Genomic DNA, 21,396 nt, shown 5'->3' on the forward strand with positions numbered 1-21,396 from the left:
TCCCTCAGGCCGCCGCCCGGATCCTTGCCGTCTCCGACGGCAGGTTGAAGCGCTCGACGATGGCGGCGAGCGCCCGCGTATCGCCCGCAAGACCGGACATGCCGGCCGCCGTCTCCGAGACCGCCTGACGGTTCTGCGCCGTCACCGCCTCCATCGCGCCCATCGAGCGGCTGATGTCGCCGAGGCTGGACGACTGCTGGTTGGCGGCCGCGGCGATGGAATGGATGTGATCGTTGATGCGCGCCACCTGGCCGGCAATGCCCGACAGCGCCGTGCCCGCCTGCTGCACGAGGTCCACACCCCTCGTCACCTCGACGCCCGATTTGGTGATCAGCGCCTTGATGTCCTTGGCGGCATTGGCCGAGCGCTGGGCAAGCTCCCGCACCTCCTGCGCCACGACGGCAAAGCCCTTGCCGGCCTCCCCTGCCCGCGCGGCTTCCACCCCGGCGTTCAGCGCCAGAAGGTTCGTCTGGAAGGCGATCTCGTCGATGACGTTGATGATGCTGGAGATTTCGCGGGATGCGCCCTCGATGCGCTCCATGGCGGCGACGGCATCGGTAACGACGCCGCTGGAAAGGTCCGTGCTCGCCTTCGCCTCCGTCGCCATGCGCGAGGCCTCGCCGGCCCGGGCGGTGGAGCCGCGGATCGCCTCCATCATCTCGCCGACGGCCTGCGTCGTGTGTTCCAGCGCCGCCACCTGACTTTCGGTGCGTGCGGCGATGTCGCGGGCGGCCGCATCGACATCGGCGACCTTGCCGTCGATCGAGCGGGCATTGGAGGAGACGGCGGCGATGGTTTCGGCAAGGCGGCGGACGGACGTGTTGAAATCGACGCGCAAGGCGTCCAGCCCGCCCGAAAATTCCTGGTCGATGCCGGTGGAAAGATCGCCGGCGGACAGGCGCTCCAGCGCCGCGCCCAGCGTGCCGACCGCCGCCTGCATCTCGCGCTGCTGCGCCGCCTTGGCGGCCTCCTGCGCCTGCTGCTCGCGGGCCGCGAAGGCGCGCGTTTCGGCGCTGGACCGCTCCAATGCGTCCTTTTCCAGCGCCGCGGCGCGGAAGACGGCGACGGAGCGCACCATGTCGCCGATTTCATCGGCGCGGTTTTCCCTGGGAAGCGCAAGATCGGTGTCGCCGGCGGCAAGCGCCGTCATCGCCTTGACGAGCTGGTGGATCGGCCGCGTCAGCGCACGGGAGAAGAGCGTGGCGGCGAGGATGGCAAGACCGATGATCGCGGCGGTGAGAGCGAGCACGATGAGCGTGCCGCGCGTCAGGCCCGCCATCGCCTCCGCCTTGGTGATCTTGGCGATGACCGACCACTCGGTGCCGCCGAAGGAAAGCGGCGAGGCCGCCGCGTAAAGCTCCGTGCCGGCCGCATCCGCGATGGTGCCATAGGTCTCGCTGCCGACCGGCAGGTTCGCGATGTCGAGACGGACCTTCAGCGCGTCGGCTTCGGGCGTACGGGCGGAATCGGTGAGCACCGTGCCGTCGCCGCGCACCAGCACGGTCTCGCCCGTTTCGCCGAGGCCCTTGGCATTGCCGAAAATGGCGTCGATCTTGGCGTTCGGCACGCGCAGCGCCATGATGCCGAGCGTGCGGCCGTTCATGGTGATGGGCGCGGCAAGGAAGGCGGCCGGCGCGCCGCCGAGCGCTGCATAGTCGGCGAAATCCGCAAAGACGATGCGTCCCGGCTCCTTCAGCGCCATCGCCTCCTGGAAGGCTTTCGCAAGGCCGCTCTCCTTGTAGGGGCCATCGAGGACATTGGTGCCGAAATCCTCCGCCTTGGCGACGGAATAGAGCACGTTGCCCTTGGGATCGATCATGTAGAGATCGGCGTACCCCTGCGATTCCAGGTGCTTGCGGAAGGCGACGTGGTACTGCTTGTGCGCACGGTCGAAATTGTCCTTCTTCGCCGTATCCATCAGGGCGCGTTCGGCCGGCGGATTGGGATTGCCGGCAATGTAGCGCTGATGCAGTTCCGCCGCCGGGTCCTTGCCGAGAGCGCCCCAGGCGCCGGCAAAGCCGTAGAAGGCCTGGGTCGTCGGCATGGCGGCGGACAGGCTGAGAAGGTCGAGTTTCATGCCCTCAAGATAGACGCGCGCCTCGTTGCGCCGCCCGTCCGCGGTCGCCTCCAGTTTCTGCATGACCTGATCGGTGACGGTCTCGGCGCTGACGACGAGCGACACGGCGCTGGCGGCGCCGATGGAAAGAAGCGTGAGCACGGCAGCAGCAAGAGGCAGTTTCCGGGAAATCCGCATGGCGATCCGTCCGAGGGCTCGGGCAATTCCGGCGAACCTTCAAACGGTCCCGCCGTGGAACTGCATCAAACAAAACGTGAGGGGGCCGGTTCATCCGGGCGGCAGACGGCGTCATGCCCGCGGACGGTTCCGCGGCTGCCGAGCCAACGGTAGCCGAGGGTGGTTTACCTAAAGTAAAGCAGATTCTACGGGTTTTCCGGGGAAAAAGCCCGACGCGGACCTTGGGAGTCGCACGCCGGGCAAGCGGCAGGGTTATTGGCTCTCACCCTGCGGGGAAGCGAGGTACCGACCAGAAGGTTAGGCCGGTACCGGGAAAAATCAATCCAGGCGGCCGCTACGCAGGTGACGGCGGGCGCGTTCACGCGCCGCGATCGTCAGGTGCAGCCCCGCATCCGAGAAGAATGACGCGGACCGGATTTCCTGAACATCGTTGCGGCACAGCCCCATATCGAAGAGGCGATGGTCGTCGAGTTCGTTCAACCGGTTGATCACACGGCGATTCTGCCAGGCGCGGACCAGCTTGGCGGCGGTGGTACGGAGGCGCGCGAAGAGGCTGGGAGCCGGACGGCGCGTCGCGAGGATATCGATTTCCATTTTGCGGTCGATCATGCGCATGGCATTTTCTCCTTTCCGGCGCTGCGCTCCATCGTCCTTCGATGGGGTTCACACGGCGCCCGTGATCGTTCACCGCCCGCAGGGACGGGCGACGGTTCAAAGGTCAAGTCTTGAGTAGATCCGCCGTCCACCGGGAGGTCGTGGCGAAACGGCGTGGTCTGAAGAACGACCGCAGGCGGACGCGCAATCGTTCAACAATTGCTTTTTCGCAGAATCTCATTGATCAGTCCAACGAATGTTTCTAATAGTATCAATCAAACAATCTTATGGGTATCGTTATGTCCGCTCCGTTAGACATAGACCAGCTCCAGACCTTCGTCGCGATTGCAGATACCGGAAGCTTCACGCGCGCAGCCGAGCGGGTGTTCAAGACCCAGTCGGCCGTTTCCATGCAGATGCGCCGCCTCGAGGAGCGCATCGGCAAGCAGCTTTTCATGAAGGACGGCCGCGGCAACCGGCTGACCGCGGAGGGTGAGCGCCTGCTCAACTATGCCCGCCGCATGCTGCGCCTCAACAACGAGGCCATCGCCGCCTTCGACGACAACCGCCTCGAAGGCCTGCTGCGCATCGGCACGCCGGACGACTATGCCGACCGCTACATGCCCGAGATCATCATGCGGTTTGCCAAGACCCATCCCAATGTCGAACTGTTCATCGTCTGCGAACCCTCGGTCGACCTTGCGGAAAAGATGGCCAAGGGCGAGCTCGACATCGCGCTCGTCACCCACAATCCGCGCCAGCGCCAGTCGGACGTGGTGCGCACGGAACCCCTGTGCTGGGTCATGTCGGCGAACCATCCCCTGCCGGAAAACGCCCCGGTGCCGCTCGCCGTCGGCCGCCGCGACTGCCAGTGGCGGCAGATCGCCTGCGCCGCGCTCGATTCCGTCGGGCGCGACTATCAGGTGCTGTTCACAAGCTGGTCTTCCACCGTCGTTGCCGCCGCCGTCATGGCCGGCATGGCGGTCTCGGTGCTGCCGGAATCGGCGCTGCGCCCCGGCATGAAGGTGCTGACGCAGGCGGACGGCTTCCCGCCGCTGGCGCCGGTGCAGATCGGCATCATGCGCCGGCCGGGCCTTTCGCCCTCGCTCTCCAATGCCATCACCAGCCACATCACCGCCTGCCTCGACAACATCACGCCGCTGACGGCGGCCGACGACCTGCCCGAAGCGGAAGTGAAGATCTTCCCGCGCATGCCGCGGCTGCGGCCCGGACATATCCTGCCGGGATGGTGACGCTCATTCCCATGGACGGCGCGCCCGCCGGCAAGGCGGGGCCTGCCAGCGTTGCGATCCGGCCGGCCCGCGAGGACGAAGTGGAGGCGCTGCGCCGGATCGAGCGCTCCGCCGCGCAGGCCTTCCGGCTGGTCGAAGCCTTCTCGTGGATCGCCACCGGCGAGGTGCAAAGCGCCACGCTGCATCTCGACCTCATCGGCCGGGGCACGAACTGGGTGGCGACCGCCGATGGCGATCATCCCGTCGGCTTCCTCAGCGCCGAAATCGCCGGGCCGGAGCTGCATATCGTCGAAATCTCGGTCGATCACCTGCACCAGGGCTTCGGCATCGGCCGCAAGCTGATCGCCCATGCGGTCGGCGAAGCGCAGGCCCGCGGCCTTGACGCGGTGACGCTGACGACCTTCCGCACCATTCCCTGGAATTGCCCGTTCTATGAACGGCTCGGCTTCCGCACGCTCGACGAAGCGGACCTCTCGCCGCGCCTGACGGCCGTGCTGGACGAAGAAGCCGCGCATGGTCTGGCGCGCGACACGCGCTGCGCCATGCGCCTCACCCTGCCCGCGGAATAAACCCTGGCGCGTCGCCACGCCGGGGGCCTTGGCCCATAAATAGAGGGCTTGTCAATCGGGTGGCCTCTCAGTCGAGAACCTGTCAGTCGTAGGTCGCCTGCTTGCCGTCGAAATAGATCGTATTGGCTTCGCAGATGTTGATCGAGGTCTCGTCGCCCTTGATGCTGGAGCCGTCGTCGGCTTCCCAGGTCACGTAGAACTCGATGTCGCAGGGACCGTCGTAGTTGAACTCCATGTTGGCGGTTTCATTGCCGTTCAGCTTGAAGTTCATCCAGTTGGCGCTCCATTCACCGCCTTCGCCGGTGTAGAAGCCATCGATGATGTAGTCGGAATCGTTCTTGATATCGAATTTCATGCCGGCGGCGAAAGCGGCCGGCGTGGCGATGAGCATCGTTGCCGCCGCAAGCGCGGCGATCGTCTTGGTGGCGATGGACGTCACGGGAATGATCCTGTTCGTTTGATGGTGGACCGCGCCGCCGGATGCCGCAATGTTTTGCTTGGCTGCCCGCGCGCGATAGTGCTGTTGCCCCTCGTTCCGGCGCATGATTCCACGCCGAAGCGATGCCGCTTCGGCCGGAAATGCTTCGGAACGGGGCCCGGCTCCACCCGGAGCCCGACCCCGTTTTGTCAAACGGATCAGTAATTTGCTTTATTCTGCGCGCCGCCGGCTCAGCCGAGATTCTTTTTGAGGAACGCCACGGTGCGCTGCCAGGCGAGATCGGCCGCCGCCTTGTCGTAGCGCGCGGCGGAGGTATCGTTGTTGAAGGCGTGGTTGACGCCGTCATAGACGTGGATCTCGAAGCTCTTGCCGCCCGCCTCCAGCGCCTTGCGATAGGCGTCGATGCCGGCATTGATACGCTCGTCGAGACCGGCATAGTGCAGCAGCAGGGCGGCCTTGATGTTGGGCACGTCCTCTGCCGGCGGCTGCGCCCCGTAATAGGCGACGCCCGCCCTCAGCGCATCCGATTTCGTGGCGAAACGGTTGACGAGGCCCCCGCCCCAGCAGAAGCCGATGGCGCCCACCTTGCCGTTCGCCCCATCGCGCTTGGCGAGGAAGGTCAGGCTCGCCTCGGCATTGGCGACGGTCGCCGCCGGATCGAGCTTGCCGATCATCTCGCGCGCCTGGTCCTCGTTGTCGGGCGTGCCGCCGGCGGGCGACAGGAAATCGGGCGCGAGCGCGACGAAGCCTTCCAGCGCCATGCGGCGGGCGACATCGCGGATATGCGGATTGAGGCCACGGTTCTCATGGATGACGATGACGCTGCCGAGCGGGCCTGCGGCCTCCCTGGGGCGCACGAGATAACCCTTCATTTCGCCGGCGCCGCCGGCATAGACGACATCCTCGGCGGCAAGGCGCGCGTCGCCCGCCGCGACCACCTCGGCGCTTGCGGAACTGGCGGCCAGCAGCGGTGCGATGGCGGCCGCCGCCGCGCCGGAGCCCGCCAGCGCCGTCAACCGCTCCATGAAGCGGCGACGGTCGAGCGTCAGGTGGGTGTATTCATCGTAGGCGTCGATCATCGCCTGCGTGATCTGCGGCTTGTCCATGGCGCGTCCTCCGATTGTCCGGCTCACGCATAAGATAGGCCGCCGGCACAAAGCCGCCGCACACATCTGCGTTACCGCAAGCGAGGTCGTCCAATCAGGTCAGGGCGAGCCAGACGCCGAGCCAGACCCACAGCAGCATGACGACCAGCAGTCCGGCGATGAAGAGCGGGCGGCGATAGCGCAGGCGATTGCTGGTGACATGCACATAGGCATGGGCATAGCGCAGCGCCACGAACAGCCAGCCGCCGGCAACGGTCACGGGATTGTCGGCGTCGACGAGATAGAGAAGGATGCTGACGGCATAGAACAGCACCGGCAGCTCGAACTGGTTGGCGATGGCGTTCTTGACGATGAGGCTTTCGGCCGGCTCCTCGCGGTTTTCGCGGAACTGCTCGGGACGTACGCGCCCATCCCGGACGGCGCCCATGCGGCGCGAGGAGAGCAGCAAATAGAGGCAGAAGACGAGCGCGACATGCGCGATCATCGGCCAGATCGTGGCTTCCGTGGGAGACATGTTCATCCTTGGGCTTGCGTTTCAGGCCCTTGCATAGGTGTTTCCGGCCGAAGCCTCAACCGGAAACACCCTGGCCCGCACGCCCGAGGCTTATTGCGGCGTCAGCACTTCCGTGCCGGAGCCGTCCTTGCCGCTGATCGTCCAGGCACCGTGCAGCGTGCCGTCGCTCTTGACTTCGTAGACGACGAGGCCGACCGCATCGCCCAGCACATAGGCGGCCGCGAAGGCGTTGTCGTAGAGCATGCAGATGCCGCTGGACGTGGTGGAGCCGGTGCTCCATTCGATCGAGCAGGTCGTCTCGCTGGTCAGCGCGATCGTCGCCGTGCCGCCATAGGTCGAACCGTCGAGATTCGTGCCTTCGACGTCGTAGGTGCCGGCATTGACGGTCTGCGCATGCGCAGGCGCAATCAGCCCCAGGCCCAGAAGGGCCGCAGCCAATATCTTCTTCATGAATGTCCCCCAGATAACCGGCGAGATTGCCGGCGCCGCATAGTAGCGCATGCCGGGTAAAACGGAACTGGAATCACCAATGCATGAAAACGAAAATGCCCGGCAAAGCCGGGCATTCCGAAGGGTTTGCGATGCCGTGACGCCGCTCAGAGAGCGCCCGGATAGTTCGGGCTTTCGCGAGTGATCGTCACGTCGTGGGCGTGGCTTTCGCGCAGGCCCGCGCCGGAGATGCGCACGAAGGTGGCCTTCTCCTGGTAGTCCCTGATGTCCTTGCCGCCGACATAGCCCATGGAAGCCTTGAGGCCGCCGGCGAGCTGGTGCAGCACGCCCGAGACCGGGCCCTTGTAGGGAACCTGGCCCTCGATGCCCTCCGGCACCAGCTTCAGCGTGTCGCGCACTTCCGCCTGGAAGTAGCGGTCGGCCGAGCCGCGGGCCATGGCACCGACGGAGCCCATGCCGCGATAGGCCTTGAAGGAGCGGCCCTGGTAGAGGAACACTTCGCCCGGGCTTTCATCCGTGCCGGCGAGCAGCGAGCCGACCATGACGGCCGAGGCGCCGGCGGCGATGGCCTTGGCAAGGTCGCCGGAGAACTTGATGCCGCCATCGGCGATGACCGGAATGCCGGCGGCCTGCGCCGCCTCGACCGAGGACATGATGGCCGCAAGCTGCGGAACGCCGACGCCCGCGACGATGCGCGTGGTGCAGATCGAGCCCGGGCCGATGCCGACCTTGACCGCATCCGCGCCCGCATCGATCAGCGCCTGCGTGCCGCCGGCCGTCGCGACGTTGCCGGCCATGACGCGCACCGAGTTGGACAGCTTCTTCACGCGGGTGACGGCATCGAGCACGCGCTGGGAATGGCCATGCGCGGTGTCGACGACCAGAAGGTCGACGCCGGCGTCGATGAGGCGCTCGGCGCGCTCGAAGCCGTCATCGCCGACGGAGATGGCGGCGGCGGCGCGAAGGCGGCCCTGCGCGTCCTTGGAGGCATTGGGGTTGAGCTGCGACTTCTCGATGTCCTTGACCGTGATGAGGCCGACGCAGCGGCCGTCGCCGTCCACCACCAGCAGCTTCTCGATGCGGTGGCGGTGCAGCAGGCGCTTGGCTTCCTGCTGGTCGACCGTTTCCTTCACCGTGATGAGGTTTTCCCGCGTCATCAGCTCATAGATCTTCTGCGCCGGATCGGAGGCGAAGCGCACGTCGCGGTTGGTCAGGATGCCGACGAGGCGGCCCGCCTTGGCGTTACCGCCATTCTCGACGACCGGGATGCCGGAAATGCCGTGCGCCTTCATCAGCGACAGCGCATCGGCGAGCGTGGCGTCGGGGCCGATCGTCACGGGATTGACGACCATGCCGCTCTCGAACTTCTTGACCTGGCGAACTTCCTCGGCCTGCTCGACGGGCGTCAGGTTGCGGTGGATGACGCCAAGTCCGCCGGCCTGCGCCATGGCGATGGCAAGGCGGCTTTCCGTGACCGTGTCCATCGCGGAGGACAGGATCGGCAGGTTCAGCTCGAAATCGTGGGCGATGCGGGTCGCGATGTTCGTCTGGCCCGGCATGACCTCGGAGTGGCCGGGCTGCAGGAGAACGTCATCGAAGGTCAGGGCTTCGAGACCGGTTGCGGTTTCAATGATGCGCGCCATGGGCCAAGTTCCTTTAAGGTAAAGCTCACGCACCAAGGGGGACATTGGGAGTGGTCCGCCTCGGTCGCTTGCAAGAAATTCTTGGAAGTTGGCGAGGGCTGGTAACACGTTCATGACGGGTTGGGAATAGCAAAAAGGCCGCAAACGCATCCGGCGGCCTGCTTGTGGACAAGCACGAAGCGGCAAGGCCCCTCGCCCCGCTTGCTGCAACCCTCTTCCCGCAGGCGGAGAAAAGGTGCGGCTTCAGGATGAGGGGCACGCGCGAAAAACGCGCGGCTCAGATATCGAACTGATAGCTCACCGGCACGAAGCGATAGCCCTCGCCCGCCTTCTCCACGAAGCCGGCGGCCGGGAACGGCATGTGATAGCCGATGAAGGCGAGCCGGTCGGTGGCGAGCATGTCGAACACCTTCTTGCGCGTTGCGGCCGCCTGCGCCTTGTCCATGTCGAAGCGCACCTCCCAGTCCGGCCGCTGCAAGGACAGGACGAAATGGTTCGCGGTATCGGCCGTCAGCATCAGCGCCTTGCCCTCCGATTCGACACGGAAGATCATGTGGCCCGGCGAATGGCCGAAGGCATTGAGGCCTGTGATACCGGGCACGACCGTGCCTTCGTCCTCGATAAAGGTGAGCTTTTCGGCGAGCGGCTGCACCTTGGCGAGCACGCCCTGATGACCCTGCTCGGCCGGCGTGCCCATGCGCTCGGGATTGACCCAGAAATCGTATTCCGTGCGGCCGGTGACGTAGCGCGCATTGGGGAAGGCCGGCTTGCCGCCCTCCAGGAGCCCGCCGATATGGTCGCCATGCATATGGGTAAGGACGACGACGGAGATCTGGTCCGGCGTATAGCCGGCATAGTTGAGGCCTTCGAGAAGGCGGCCCATGCCGGCATCGCGCCCGCCCTCGCCCATGCCCGTATCGAACAGCACGACCTCGGAACCGGTATCGACCAGCGCCGGCGTGAAGCTGTTGACGAAGCTGTCGGCGGGCAGGAAGTTTTCCGTCAGCAGCGCGCCGACCGCCTCGGCCGGCTGGTTGGTGCCATAGGTCTCGTTCGGCGCGCCGGCGGCGCGCATGCCGTCGCGCACCGTGAGAATGCGGAAGCTGCCGAGCTTGAAGCTGCGGGTTTCCAAGGGGCTTACTCTCATATCGGTGGCATCGCTCCCGGATTGCTGCGCGAAGGCGGCCGCACGGTTCAGCGCCAGCGGCGCGGCCAATGTGGCGGCGCCGGCGGCAAGAAACAAGGATCGGCGCGAGAGTGTCGTACGGTCTGCCATGGATCTCCCTCTTCTCGGTAAGTGCTGCGCGGGCAGCAAAGTGAGTGCTGCGCGGGCAGCAGGATGACACGGCTTCCATCTAGGGCGCGTCACGATCCGGTCCCGCCCCATCACGGGCTTGTGATCCTTGAGGCCAATCCTCACGATTTGACAGATGGCAGAGACGGGCGCAGAAGACGGGCAGCCCACCCACGGGTTTGCGCCCCTTCCGGATGCCGGACCGCCAGGCGCCCTGCCGGAATTGCTCCTGGACCTCGCACTGCGATTTGCCGATGAACCGTATCGTCCCCCTCATCCTTGCCGTCGCGCTCTTCATGGAGCAGATGGATTCGACCGTCATCGCCACCTCGCTGCCGGCGATCGCCGCCGATCTCGGCGTTGGGCCGATCACGCTGAAGCTGGCGCTGACCTCCTACATGGTCTCGCTCGCCACCTTCATTCCGCTGAGCGGCTGGATGGCGGACCGGTTCGGGGCAAAGCGCATCTTCCGCCTCGCCATCCTCGTCTTCGTCGCCGGATCGCTTCTCTGCGCCGTCGCCGACAGCCTCGTCGGCTTCGTCGTCTCCCGCTTCCTGCAGGGCATGGGCGGGGCGATGATGACGCCCGTCGCCCGTCTCGTGCTGGTGCGCTCCACCTCGCGCTCCGAACTCGTCTCCGCCATGGCGCTGCTGACCATCCCCGCTCTGGTCGGCCCGCTCGCCGGCCCACCGCTCGGCGGCTTCATCACCACCTATTTCTCCTGGCACTGGATCTTTCTCATCAACGTGCCGGTCGGCATCGCCGGCTACATCCTCTCCGGCATCCACCTGCCGGAAATCCGCGCCGCCGCCCCGCCGCCGCTCGACTGGCTCGGCTTCGCGCTCAGCGCCATCGCCGCCTCCGGCACGATGTTCGGCCTTTCGGTGGTGAGCCTGCCCGCCCTGCCGCCGGTCATCGGCGTCGTCGCGACCGCCATCGGCCTTCTTTGCGGCGTGCTCTATGTGCGCCACGCCCGGCGCCACCCGACGCCGCTGCTCGACCTGAAGCTCTTCCATGACAGCGCGTTTCGGGCCGCCGCCATCGGCGGCACGCTGTTCCGCATCTCCGTCGGCGCCGTGCCCTTCCTGATGCCGCTGATGCTGCAGGTCGGCTTCGGCCTCTCGCCCTTCCAGTCCGGCCTCGTCACCTTCACCGGCGCGGTCGGGGCCATCACCACCAAGTTCATCGCCAAGCGGGTGCTGACCGTCGCCGGTTTCCGCACGACGCTGATCATCGCGGCCATCTGCGGCGCGGCGCTGACCTTCGTCAACGGCCTCTTCACGCCCGCCACGCCCTTCTGGTTCATGGCCGGCGTGCTGCTGGTCGCGGGCTTTGCCCGCTCCTTCTTCTTCACCAGCGTCAACGCGCTCTCCTTCGCCGATATCCCGGATGCGGACGCCAGCAAGGCGACGTCGATGAGCGCCGTGCTTCAGCAGATCAGCCTGGCCATGGGCGTCGCCGTCGCCGGTGCGATCCTCGAAATCGAGACCACGCTCACCGGCTCGCCGCTGGAACTGAAGGACTTCCAGATCGCCTTCATGATCATTTCCGCCCTGACGCTGCTGGCGGTCCTGCCCTTCCTCGCCATGGCCAAGAACGCCGGCGCCACCGTCTCCGGCCACCGGATGGAAACAGGGGAAGAGGAAACGGCGGCGGTGAAGTAGCCCCGCACGTCAAGAATTCGCACGCTAACCGCGCCCCATCCAGGCTTCCGCGCGGCGGCGGAGCCCGGAACAGGGCGATAAGTTCGGGCACACTGACGTTTCGATCCATGCCTCCGTTCGGAGGCGGCTTTCACCCAACTGCTCGCATAGGCGATGAGGGCATTTCTATCCACGCCTCCGTGCGGAGGCGACCTCCCAGAGGCCGTCGATGATCTGGCCGCCGATCTCGTTTCTATCCACGCCTCCGTGCGGAGGCGACAAGAGGACCACGCGCCGCCTGCACCAGTGCGCGAGTTTCTATCCACGCCTCCGTGCGGAGGCGACCATCTCATTACCGACATGCTCGGTCATGTGGATAAGTTTCTATCCACGCCTCCGTGCGGAGGCGACCTACTCGACCCGTCCACGATTCGATCAACTCAGCCTGTTTCTATCCACGCCTCCGTGCGGAGGCGACCGCTCGCCTTTGTCGAGCGTGACGTCGGCGGTCCAGTTTCTATCCACGCCTCCGTGCGGAGGCGACCCATGGCCCGGGGAGGCCACGGCTATCGTTTCCAGTAGTTTCTATCCACGCCTCCGTGCGGAGGCGACACCACGCATGGGAGATTATCGGCCACCTCGGCAAGGTTTCTATCCACGCCTCCGTGCGGAGGCGACAGCCCCGCCTACAGGCGCTCGGCTGGTGGGGCAAGTTTCTATCCACGCCTCCGTGCGGAGGCGACCCGCGCCTATGAAATCGCGTCGAGGGTCTGATCATGTTTCTATCCACGCCTCCGTGCGGAGGCGACCACCGATGACGCGTGGAATTCGCATCGCGTGAACGTTTCTATCCACGCCTCCGTGCGGAGGCGACCCGAGATCGAGACCGTTATCCCCATCGATACCGCGTTTCTATCCACGCCTCCGTGCGGAGGCGACGATCCAGCCGGCCTTCGTTCACTCGAAACGGACGTTTCTATCCACGCCTCCGTGCGGAGGCGACCCATCCCTTCACGATGATGTTGGCTAGGGCCTTCAGGTTTCTATCCGCGCCTCCGTGCGGAGGCGACCGGTCGTTCGTGAGGTGGATCAGCAGTTCTTTGCAGTTTCTATCCGCGCCTCCGTGCGGAGGCGACCCCGACGCCAATGATGTAGTTCGGCCGATCCATCAGTTTCTATCCACGCCTCCGTGCGGAGGCGACTTTCCAGTTTCTATCTTATGCAACTCTAGAAGCACGTTTCTATCCACGCCTCCGTGCGGAGGCGACTGGTCGAGGACGCCGATCTTGTGGGGCGGCACCTGGTTTCTATCCACGCCTCCGTGCGGAGGCGACCTCACGGGCATCCTGCCCGGTCGCACCCGTATTGTTTCTATCCACGCCTCCGTGCGGAGGCGACCCCTTGGTGATCCGCGTTTTGTCGACCTGGGCGAGTTTCTATCCACGCCTCCGTGCGGAGGCGACTTCGGCCTGTCTAACGCATTGTTTGAATGGAGAAAAGGCCGGCAGCGACGCGAAGCTCTGGTGGTGGGGTAGTGTTTACCAGCGCCTGGTGTCTCTGCGGGATTGCTGCGCAAGGATTTCAACGGGTTCCCGTTGGTGCGCCCCTTCCGGGGATCGGCGGCACGCTTTGGGTTCGCACCGTCGTGGGGATAGAACGTTGCTGCCGTGGCGGAGGCGTGGGTGGCCTGCATTCGTGAACGAAGACGTCAGGCCAACTGGGCCTCCATCATCCCCGCGACGCGCCCGTCACTCCGCCTTTTCGCAAACGACGGCCAGCTTGTTGCCATCGAGGTCGCGGATGAAGGCCGCATAGAAATTGGCGTGGAACGGCCGCAGGCCCGGTGCACCCTCGTCCGTGCCCTTCGCCGCAAGGGCGGCGGCATGGAAGGCGTCGACGGCGGCGCGGTTGGGGGCGACGAGGGCGATGGTGACGCCGTTGCCGAAGGTGGCGGGTTCGCGGTTGAAGGGTTCCACCACCCAGAAGCGGCAGCGCACGTCATCATCCGCCGCATAGCCGATCTCGCCGGGCGCTTCCTTCTGCCGCCGGTAGCCGAGACACGGCAGGACGGCATCGTAGAAACGGCCAGCGGCCTCGAGATCGTTCGTGCCGACGGTGGTGTAGAGCAGCATCAGGCGTCCTCGCCCGCTTCCGCCGCCTCTTCCCTTGCCTTGCGGCCCTTGAAGCCCTTGGCGAGCAGGAACATTTCCACCGATTCGGCGCGCGAGGCGCCGGGCTTCACATGGATGACCTGCTTGAAATTCTGCTTGAGCATGTTGAGCAACTCACGCTCCGTGCCGCCCTGGAAGGTTTTCGCCAGGAAATGCCCGCCTTCCGCCAGCACCTCGACGGCGAAATGCGCGGCGACCTCGCACAGATGCATGGTGCGCAGATGGTCCGTCTGGCGGTGGCCGGTGGTGGGCGCGGCCATGTCGGAGATCACGAGGTTCGGCGTGCCGCCGACCGCGTCGATGAGGTTCTGCGGCGCGGCGGGATCGAGGAAATCCATCTGGAGGATGCGCACGCCGGGCAGCGGATCCATCTCCAGGAAGTCGATGGCGGCGACGCGCGGGTCCGCATCCGTCGAATCGGTCACCTTGGCGGCGATCTGCGACCAGCTTCCGGGCGCCGCGCCAAGGTCGATGATGCGCCGGGCACCCGAAAGGATGTTGTGCTTCTCGTCGATCTCCAGCAGCTTGAACGCCGCGCGGGCGCGGTAGCCTTCGAGCTTCGCGCGCTGCACATAGGGATCGTTGATATGGCGCTCGAGCCAGCGGCGCGAGGAGGCCTTCAGCTTGCCCTTCTTGACCTTCTGGCCGAGCTTGCGGCCGCTGCGGTTGCCGCCGATGGGGGGCTTGGTCATCACGCCTGTCCTTCGGATTTGACCGGATTGCGGTGGCCGCCGCGCTGGTTGCGGCGGTGGCGGCCGCGGCGCCAGACGCCGTCGTCGGCCATCATGTCGGTGAGCAGGCCCTCGCGCAAGCCGCGGTCGGCGACGCGCATGCGGCGCGACGGCCAGCGCTTGCGGATCGCCTCCAGGATGGCGCAGCCGGCAAGCACGAGATCCGCCCTGTCAGGCCCGATGCAGGGATTGGCCGCGCGGGCCGAAAAATCCCAGGAGAGAAGCCGCGCCTGCATGGCCGTCACCTCGTCGTCCGACAGCCAGACGCCATCGACGCGGCGGCGGTCATAACGCGGCAGGTCGAGATGCACGCCGGCGAGCGTCGTCACGGTGCCGGATGTGCCGATGAGGTGGAAATCCTCCGGCGCATGAACGAGTTCGCCGGGGCAATCGAAGGCGGCCAGCATGCCCTCGACTTCCGAGACCATGCCCGCGAAGCTTTCCGGCGTCACATCGCGCCCGCCATGGCGCTCGGAGAGCGTGACGACGCCGACCGGCAGCGAGGTCCAGTGGGTGATGTGGTTGGCAAGCCGGCTGGAGCGGTTGTCGCCGATGCGGATGACCGCGATTTCCGAGGAGCCGCCGCCGATGTCGAAGAGCACGACGGACTTCGCCTCGCGCCCGACCAGCGAGGAGCAACCGGACACCGCAAGCCGCGCTTCGGTCTCCCTGTTGATGATTTCGAGGTCGAGACCCGTTTCCTCCCGCACGCGCTCCAGGAAGGCCTCGCCGTTTTCCGCCGCGCGGCAGGCCTCGGTGGCGATGAGGCGGCTGCGGCGGATGTTGCGGTTCTTCAGTTTGGCGGCGCAGATCTTCAGCGCCTCGACGGAACGATCCATCGCCTCGTCGGAAAGGCGCCCGCTGGCCGCAAGCCCCTCGCCTAGGCGCACGATGCGCGAAAAGGCATCGACGACGCGGAACTGGCCCGGCCGGGTCGGCTGGGCGATGAGCAGGCGGCAATTGTTGGTGCCGAGATCGAGCGCCGCATAGAGCGGCGCGTCATAGCCGTCGCGCTCAGCGGCGCGGGGCATGGAGGCGGGCTCGCGGCGGGGTTCGCTCGCCTGCGGTTGAGGCCGCGCCTCGACGATCTCGACCGCCTGCTGGATGATCGTGATATCCGCAAGGGGATGGGCGGGATGCGCGCCGGGCTTCTTGCCGCGGTGCTTGCGCCGGTTGCGGCGGCCTTCGCCCTGGCGCTGGTCGTCCCGCGCGGCTTCGCGCTGGCCGACGGGCGCCAGCGGACGCACGTTTTCCTGCCCGGCGCCTTTGCCACGCCGGCGGCGCTTGTTCTTGCGCGCGGTATCGCCGCTTGCGGCGGCCTGGGGGCGCTCGGCGGGCGCGGACGAACCGGCCGCCTGGCCTGCGGACGGGGAAACGGCAGAGGGACCTGCGCCCTTCTGCTTGCCCTTGCGACGGCGCGACCGCTTCGGTCGCGCCGCATCGCCCGCATCTCGCGCCCCGGAAGCAGACGGCTTTTCGCCGTGGTCGGGGTCGTTCACGTTACTGCCTATGGCGCCGCGCAAAGCTGAAAAGCTGCAAGCAGGCGCTCTCTCGATCTTCGTTGGGGCGACATTACCAGCGCCCGGCCCGTTCGCCAAATTCTTTTTGTGACGGAAGGGCGACAGCGACGGGGACAAATTGCCGGATGCATTTTTCCCAAAAAAACCATTTGCATCTCGTCGCCTTTTGTTTATAAGCCCGCCTCACAGGCACCGGCCAAGCCGGTTTCGCCCCTGCTGGGGAATAGTTCAACGGTAGAACGACGGACTCTGACTCCGTTAATCTTGGTTCGAATCCAGGTTCCCCAGCCAATTCTCCCTAAAATGCCTTATTCCTAAGTTTTCCGTCGTGCCGAATCCCGTTTTGGCATCATTGGCGACCTGATGCCCAAAGGTGATGCCCAACCCGAAATCGGCACGGGGTGACCTTCGGGCCTGATACAGGGTGTCTTCGTCAGGTCAGTCTGAAATGGGTACGGGATGGGAGGATCGGTGAAATCAATATGTTTCCACAGTCCGCCTAACATGCGCGGAAATAATTTCCGCACCGGCACGCTCTCCTGTGTTTCCAGTCGAGAGCCAACATGAGCGCAGAGGGTGGCGTGAACTTCGAGCTACAAGTCTATGTTGACGAGAGCATTCACGTTCGTGGTGACTTCATCGTCATCGCGGCTGTATGTTGCTACTCTGACGTCCAGCAAAACGTCTATCGGGCATTGAGCGACTGCGGATTCGATCCGGTTCGAGACGAGTTTAAGAGCAGCATGAGAATGAGTGGCAACCCGTCAGCGCAGGACCTGCGCCGACGTCTGCAGATCCTGCTGAATGATTGCAAGATCGCGATGGCCATCTGCCCGATTTCAGAGCGCGCGAGCATAGCCACGCACGTAGCCGAATTGCTATCGACCCTTCAATTACCCTCCGGGGGCAAAATTGTCACGATTGATCTGGACGAGGGCATTAGGCCCAGCAAAGCTTCGATGCCGCCTAGCGCTTCAGTCCGATATGGGTGCGATTCAAGATTAGTGGCCGGGATCCAGTTGGCGGACTGCGCAGCCCATCTTATCGCGACGATGATTCTTGAGGAATTGGGGTTCGTTTCGAAAACCGTCCCGGCAAGCAGCGTATACGAAGGTCGGTCGGGCGAAATCGAGCTCGCCTGGACCCTGTGGGCCACCGTGCGTTACGCGCTCTCAGGCGGCACTCCCGTCGGAGGCAATGACGAATTTGGGTTTCCGGAGCCAATCATGAAACCATTCGGCCTATTGGTATCGGACGCTTGCTCAGATGCGGTGAAAAGCGCGGTTGAGAAGCGCCTATCAACTGTATGGGTGGGCTGCATTCACTGAAAGTGACACTCTCGCTTCAAACCGCCCCGACATAGTGACCGCGGTTACTACTCAGTCTCCGGTTTCCAAGCCTGGCATGAGCTTAGCTGAGGCCCGCAGGCGATGTCCGTTATGGGACCGAGAGGGGACCGTCGGCTTTCAGCCCGTCGAATAACGAAGCGGACTTTCGCACTTAGTAGGCGCGTAGTCACTCTCGGCACAAAGCGGCCAAGCGGCCTCGATCAATGCTGAGTAGCTGCATCCCCAGAAGCCGACGTTCGACTGGTGCTGCAGCGAGGAGGAGCCGCAGCAGGGCGTGATGCAACTAGCCTCCGTCCACGGCACTCGCGACGACACCGCGCCAACTAGGAACGAGATTGAATAGATAGGTCTAACACCTTAAGATAACGACATAAGGTGGGAAACACTCTCCGGTTGATTTTTCCGGAGAGTATTGGATACCTCCAATGTATGCTGATGAGAGACAAAGATCAGAATGAAATTCAGGCGAGAATTTTGAAGATCAAACTCACATTAGAACTGTTCTGCAAATTTTCAGGTTACACGCGCGCCCGGATGCTTTGGATTTATCGCTCTGACACCCCCTCCACGAAGAAGGACGTATCATAATGGTGGCGGCTGGTGGTTACATTTTGCGGGTGCCCAAGCAAAGGAGAGAGTTGCTTCTCGACGAAGCCAAACATGGAGGTTCGTTCTATTCGCCGAAACCCTTTGTCTCGGAACCTGTTCCGCGCTTCGACCACAGCCGTCGCGCGCCGCTTGCCGTCTTCGCGTCCTTCGAGGATGGCTTCATCACCCACATCGCGAGCGGACGAAAAGGACACTCAGCGGGCACAGGCCTCGTCCGCTTGAATCTCGAAGAACTCCAACCACTGAAGCGACCCGTGAGCTTCGATGAGATCCTTGCTGGTATCGACATACGCGTTGTCCGGCACGTCCAGCAGCGCATGGAAACAGGTGGCTTGCTCCCGCCGAAGTCGCTCCGAGCTTTTGTTGATCGCATCGCAGAACTCGACCAGACCGTCGGCCCACGTCTTGCACGCTATTCCGAGCGTCGGGCCGAGGCGGTGCGGCGGCTCCAGCCGCGTGCCCGCGAAAACCTAGCCTATCAGAAGGAGACGCTTGGCCTCGCGCTCGAGATCGCCGGCATCTCGCGGGAGGACCTGTTGGCCTGGGTCCCGACGGACGCTTCCCAGCAGTCGTTCCTCGACGGGCTGCCGGGTGCACAGGTTCGGGAAGACGCTATGCTTTTGTCCGACTTCTCGACCGTGCCGGGCTTTGAAGCTGTGGGCGAAACCACCCACTACGGCTCGAAGGTTTTCGCGAGCGAAGAGGATTCGTCGAAACGATTGACGGTGATCATGGCCAACCGTCTACCCCTCGAACAACAGACCGGTGCCGACCTTATCTACTTCAACGAAGCTTACCGCAGCTTCGTGATGGTCCAATACAAGGCAATGGAGAAACGCGAAGACGAGGTGGAGTTTCGTTGGCAGGCGAAGGATCAGTTCTGCGACGAGGTTGAGCGGATGGAGACCCTGCTGGAGGAGCTCAGGAAGCTCCCAAGCGGCGAGCACCCTGACGGGTTCCGTTTCTCGGACAACCCGTTTTTCCTGAAGTTCTGTCCGCGCGTTGTCTTCAACCCCGACGACAAAGGGCTCTTCAAGGGCATCTATCTGCCCCTCGATTTATGGAAGCGGGCGGATGCCGCTGGTTTATTCACGGGGCCACGCGGCGGCAAGGTTCTGACCTTCAAGAACGTCGGTCGTCGAATCAATAATTCGGAGTTTGTCGGGCTCGTGGCCGGATCGTGGGTAGGCACGTCGATAGAGCAATCCGCTGTACTTAGCGAGATTGTCCGGCAGGTGCTGGAAAACGGGAAGACCGTCACGATAGCCATCAAGCACACTCCGCTTCCTCATGCGTCTGAAATGGAGGCCGTTGAATGAGCAATACCCAGAAGCTTTCCGTTCGCCTCTTGCGAGATGGCCTCACCCCAGCTGACGCAGTTCGCGACGGTGTAGACATAACACCATGGGACAAGCTGGAAGGCGCACTGATTTCATTGGCAACGCTCGGCGGCGGCGCGCCGAAATGGGCGCGATTCCTCGAACTGTCGGAAGCCGAGAAGAAGAAGGTCTTCAATCACACAGCCTTCGGACTCGTGTTCTTCCAGGCATCAGGGCGCTGGTTCGCCGTGTCCTTTGGCATGGGTCACGTCAAGCTTGATCCTGCGGCGTTCGAGCAAGATTTTGGGCTGCGGGTCGTCCTCAACGCCGTTGACCCGAAGCAGTTGAAGAGCGCGGACGTTCGGACACCGGATGAGAATACCCTATCCCGCCGTACGCAGACCAGCCGGGGCTCCGATCAGACTGCCTTCGCCATCGACATCGAGCGTGACCTTGTCCGTGGTCTGGCGGGGACGCCCAAAGATGCAGGCTTCGGCTCCTATGTGGCGGGGACCGACGGCCTCACGCTCAACCGAAAGCTTGAGATCGCGGAGCTCGCCCAAGCCTGTGCGGATGCGTATGCGATCTATCAGAAGACCGACTACAAGACCGACTTCGGCTGGATCGATCAGATTCGCCACATCCGTGAGCAAGAATTGATCGACAAGCTGGACGCCAAGCTGATCGAAGCTTTGGCGAAGGCGGTCGACGAAGGTGAGACTGAGGGAATTCACCTAGCATTTCCGGTCATTTACGACCCTGAGAAATCAAGCCTCATCCGCTACAAAGGTTTTCGTAGCTGGCAGCTTTATGCCGACCTCGACTTGCCCGGGTACCTCGACGCACTGAAGGAGCGCGAGAAGTCAGGCTACTCGGACGAAGACCTCCGCAATCACACTGTCCACGAAGTCGATGATGATGGCCATGACTGTGGTGGGAAGTGGAAGTTGCGGGAGTGCATTGTGTTCGAGACAGAACTCGATGGCTCGACCTACGTCTTCTCTGGAGGCCGCTGGTACCAGATCGACCAGAACCTCGCCAAAGAGGTACAGGAATTTTTCGACGCGACAAGCAAGGTCGGTATGCCCGCCGCTGAGGCTGACGAGACAGAAGAAACCTACAACAAGCGCGTCGCCGGTATGGATGCGGACATGATCTGCTTAGACCGTCGGCTCATCAAGCCGACCGGTGCTGCTAGCAAGATCGAGGCGTGCGACTTTCTCGGCCGTGAGCGCCAACTGATCCACGTTAAGGACAAGACGTCCTCGTCTCGACTCAGTCACCTTTTCAGCCAGGGGACCGTCTCCGCACGTGTCCTCGCGACCGACCCGCCGTCGCGCGACAGCGTTCGGGACGAAGTGATCGCAGTCCAGGCTGAAACCGGACAGACCGGCTACGAGGACATCATCCCGAATTCCGGGAATGACTTCACCCGTGGTGATTTCACCGTCGTCTACAGCGTCATTGCTGCATCTGATAAGCCGAAACTCCCATTCTTCAGCTTGGTGTCGTTCCGTCAGGCTGCGCGCGAATTACATGCTCTCGGCTACAAATGGGCTTTCGCCTGGATCGAGAAGCCAAAGTCTCGCGCGAAAGCGAAAGCTAAACGATCCGCAAAGGGCGCTGGAGATGATGCGGAGGTCATAGAATGAGCGAAAGACTTAGCTGCACTACCCCAACGCAGGAGCTAAACAAGCTCAGCCCCTGAAACACAGCCCACCCGCGACTGTTTTAATGAATATTATCTAAATGGCAGTTTCCAGCGCACTGCGATCATTCATGACGATCGCGGCCAACATGCACCTTCCGCCCTCTCTAGGCTCAGGACCTATTAATTTGGAATGAGTTGTGATTCATGGCCTCTGTAGGAGGCTGTTATGAGTGATTTGTTTTTGCTGAGCGAACAGCAGATGGCGCGGATCGCGCCGTATTTTCCTT

17 protein-coding genes, 1 tRNA gene and 1 CRISPR repeat array are annotated in these 21,396 nt (G+C 63.8%); of the genes, 7 read left to right on the top strand and 11 right to left on the bottom strand.

Going from position 1 to position 21,396, the window contains the following annotated elements:
- Positions 1–4: 4 nt before the first annotated feature.
- Positions 5–2,254, bottom strand: coding sequence for a methyl-accepting chemotaxis protein (locus V8U06_RS12195; protein WP_427140829.1), 2,250 nt, complete (start codon positions 2,252–2,254; stop codon positions 5–7).
- Positions 2,255–2,572: 318 nt separating this feature from the next.
- Positions 2,573–2,869 carry a DUF1127 domain-containing protein gene (locus V8U06_RS12200; protein WP_226920230.1) on the bottom strand — a complete coding sequence of 99 codons (297 nt, stop codon included), beginning with the start codon at positions 2,867–2,869 and terminating at the stop codon, positions 2,573–2,575.
- Between the two features lie 278 nt (positions 2,870–3,147).
- Between V8U06_RS12200 and V8U06_RS12205 the strand changes: the two genes are divergently transcribed.
- Both V8U06_RS12205 and V8U06_RS12210 read left to right on the top strand, forming a co-directional pair.
- Positions 3,148–4,101, top strand: a complete 954-nt coding sequence (locus V8U06_RS12205; protein WP_226920231.1) for a LysR substrate-binding domain-containing protein — start codon at positions 3,148–3,150, stop codon at positions 4,099–4,101.
- The gene (locus V8U06_RS12210) at positions 4,095–4,670 is read left to right on the top strand and encodes a GNAT family N-acetyltransferase (protein ID WP_427140830.1); all 576 of its coding nucleotides are present in this window, start codon (positions 4,095–4,097) and stop codon (positions 4,668–4,670) included. The genes V8U06_RS12205 and V8U06_RS12210 overlap by 7 nt, the downstream gene beginning before the upstream one ends.
- 82 nt (positions 4,671–4,752) lie before the next feature.
- On the opposite strand, the gene V8U06_RS12215 is transcribed toward V8U06_RS12210, so the two are convergent.
- The 6 genes from V8U06_RS12215 to V8U06_RS12240 all read right to left on the bottom strand — a co-directional run bounded on the left by V8U06_RS12215 (position 4,753) and on the right by V8U06_RS12240 (position 10,098).
- The gene (locus V8U06_RS12215) at positions 4,753–5,109 is read right to left on the bottom strand and encodes a hypothetical protein (protein ID WP_427140831.1); all 357 of its coding nucleotides are present in this window, start codon (positions 5,107–5,109) and stop codon (positions 4,753–4,755) included.
- Between the two features lie 230 nt (positions 5,110–5,339).
- A complete protein-coding gene (locus tag V8U06_RS12220) occupies positions 5,340–6,215 on the bottom strand; it encodes a dienelactone hydrolase family protein (RefSeq protein ID WP_427140832.1) in 876 nt (291 codons plus the stop codon).
- A 94-nt stretch (positions 6,216–6,309) separates the two neighbouring features.
- Entirely contained in the window at positions 6,310–6,729 is a 420-nt protein-coding gene (locus V8U06_RS12225) for an MAPEG family protein (protein WP_226920235.1), read from the bottom strand.
- Between the two features lie 90 nt (positions 6,730–6,819).
- Positions 6,820–7,179, bottom strand: a complete 360-nt coding sequence (locus tag V8U06_RS12230; RefSeq protein ID WP_427140833.1) for a hypothetical protein — start codon at positions 7,177–7,179, stop codon at positions 6,820–6,822.
- A gap of 146 nt (positions 7,180–7,325) precedes the next feature.
- The gene (gene guaB, locus V8U06_RS12235; RefSeq protein ID WP_427140834.1) at positions 7,326–8,822 is read right to left on the bottom strand and encodes an IMP dehydrogenase; all 1,497 of its coding nucleotides are present in this window, start codon (positions 8,820–8,822) and stop codon (positions 7,326–7,328) included.
- Positions 8,823–9,099: 277 nt separating this feature from the next.
- Entirely contained in the window at positions 9,100–10,098 is a 999-nt protein-coding gene (locus V8U06_RS12240) for an MBL fold metallo-hydrolase (protein ID WP_427140835.1), read from the bottom strand.
- A 272-nt stretch (positions 10,099–10,370) separates the two neighbouring features.
- On the opposite strand from V8U06_RS12240, the gene V8U06_RS12245 reads away from it, so the two are divergent.
- A complete protein-coding gene (locus V8U06_RS12245; protein WP_427140836.1) occupies positions 10,371–11,780 on the top strand; it encodes a DHA2 family efflux MFS transporter permease subunit in 1,410 nt (469 codons plus the stop codon).
- Positions 11,781–11,877: 97 nt separating this feature from the next.
- Positions 11,878–13,223: a CRISPR direct-repeat array (repeat unit 32 nt; unit sequence GTTTCTATCCACGCCTCCGTGCGGAGGCGACC).
- A 284-nt stretch (positions 13,224–13,507) separates the two neighbouring features.
- On the opposite strand, the gene V8U06_RS12250 is transcribed toward V8U06_RS12245, so the two are convergent.
- From V8U06_RS12250 to V8U06_RS12260, 3 genes are read right to left on the bottom strand one after another with little or no spacing between them, the layout of a single operon-like run.
- On the bottom strand, positions 13,508–13,891 hold the full coding sequence (locus tag V8U06_RS12250; protein ID WP_427140837.1) for a VOC family protein: 384 nt from the start codon (positions 13,889–13,891) through the stop codon (positions 13,508–13,510).
- Entirely contained in the window at positions 13,891–14,622 is a 732-nt protein-coding gene (locus tag V8U06_RS12255) for an RlmE family RNA methyltransferase (RefSeq protein ID WP_226920241.1), read from the bottom strand. The genes V8U06_RS12250 and V8U06_RS12255 overlap by 1 nt, the downstream gene beginning before the upstream one ends.
- Positions 14,622–16,160: a Ppx/GppA phosphatase family protein gene (locus tag V8U06_RS12260; protein ID WP_427140838.1), complete on the bottom strand. Its 1,539-nt coding sequence runs from the start codon at positions 16,158–16,160 to the stop codon at positions 14,622–14,624. Before V8U06_RS12260 ends, V8U06_RS12255 begins: the two co-directional genes overlap by 1 nt.
- Before the next feature lie 238 nt (positions 16,161–16,398).
- Between V8U06_RS12260 and V8U06_RS12265 the strand changes: the two genes are divergently transcribed.
- The 4 genes from V8U06_RS12265 to V8U06_RS12280 all read left to right on the top strand — a co-directional run bounded on the left by V8U06_RS12265 (position 16,399) and on the right by V8U06_RS12280 (position 21,110).
- A tRNA-Gln gene (locus V8U06_RS12265) sits at positions 16,399–16,472 on the top strand.
- 272 nt (positions 16,473–16,744) lie between these two features.
- Positions 16,745–17,509 (top strand): DUF3800 domain-containing protein, encoded by a 765-nt coding sequence (locus V8U06_RS12270; RefSeq protein WP_427140839.1) that lies wholly within the window; start codon positions 16,745–16,747, stop codon positions 17,507–17,509.
- 608 nt (positions 17,510–18,117) lie between these two features.
- Positions 18,118–19,458, top strand: coding sequence for a hypothetical protein (locus tag V8U06_RS12275; RefSeq protein WP_427140840.1), 1,341 nt, complete (start codon positions 18,118–18,120; stop codon positions 19,456–19,458).
- The gene (locus tag V8U06_RS12280) at positions 19,455–21,110 is read left to right on the top strand and encodes a DUF6119 family protein (protein ID WP_427140841.1); all 1,656 of its coding nucleotides are present in this window, start codon (positions 19,455–19,457) and stop codon (positions 21,108–21,110) included. The genes V8U06_RS12275 and V8U06_RS12280 overlap by 4 nt, the downstream gene beginning before the upstream one ends.
- The last annotated feature ends 286 nt before the right edge of the window (positions 21,111–21,396 follow it).

Origin of the sequence: Shinella sp. G-2, assembly GCF_050172695.1 — a bacterium.
Lineage (GTDB): Bacteria > Pseudomonadota > Alphaproteobacteria > Rhizobiales > Rhizobiaceae > Shinella.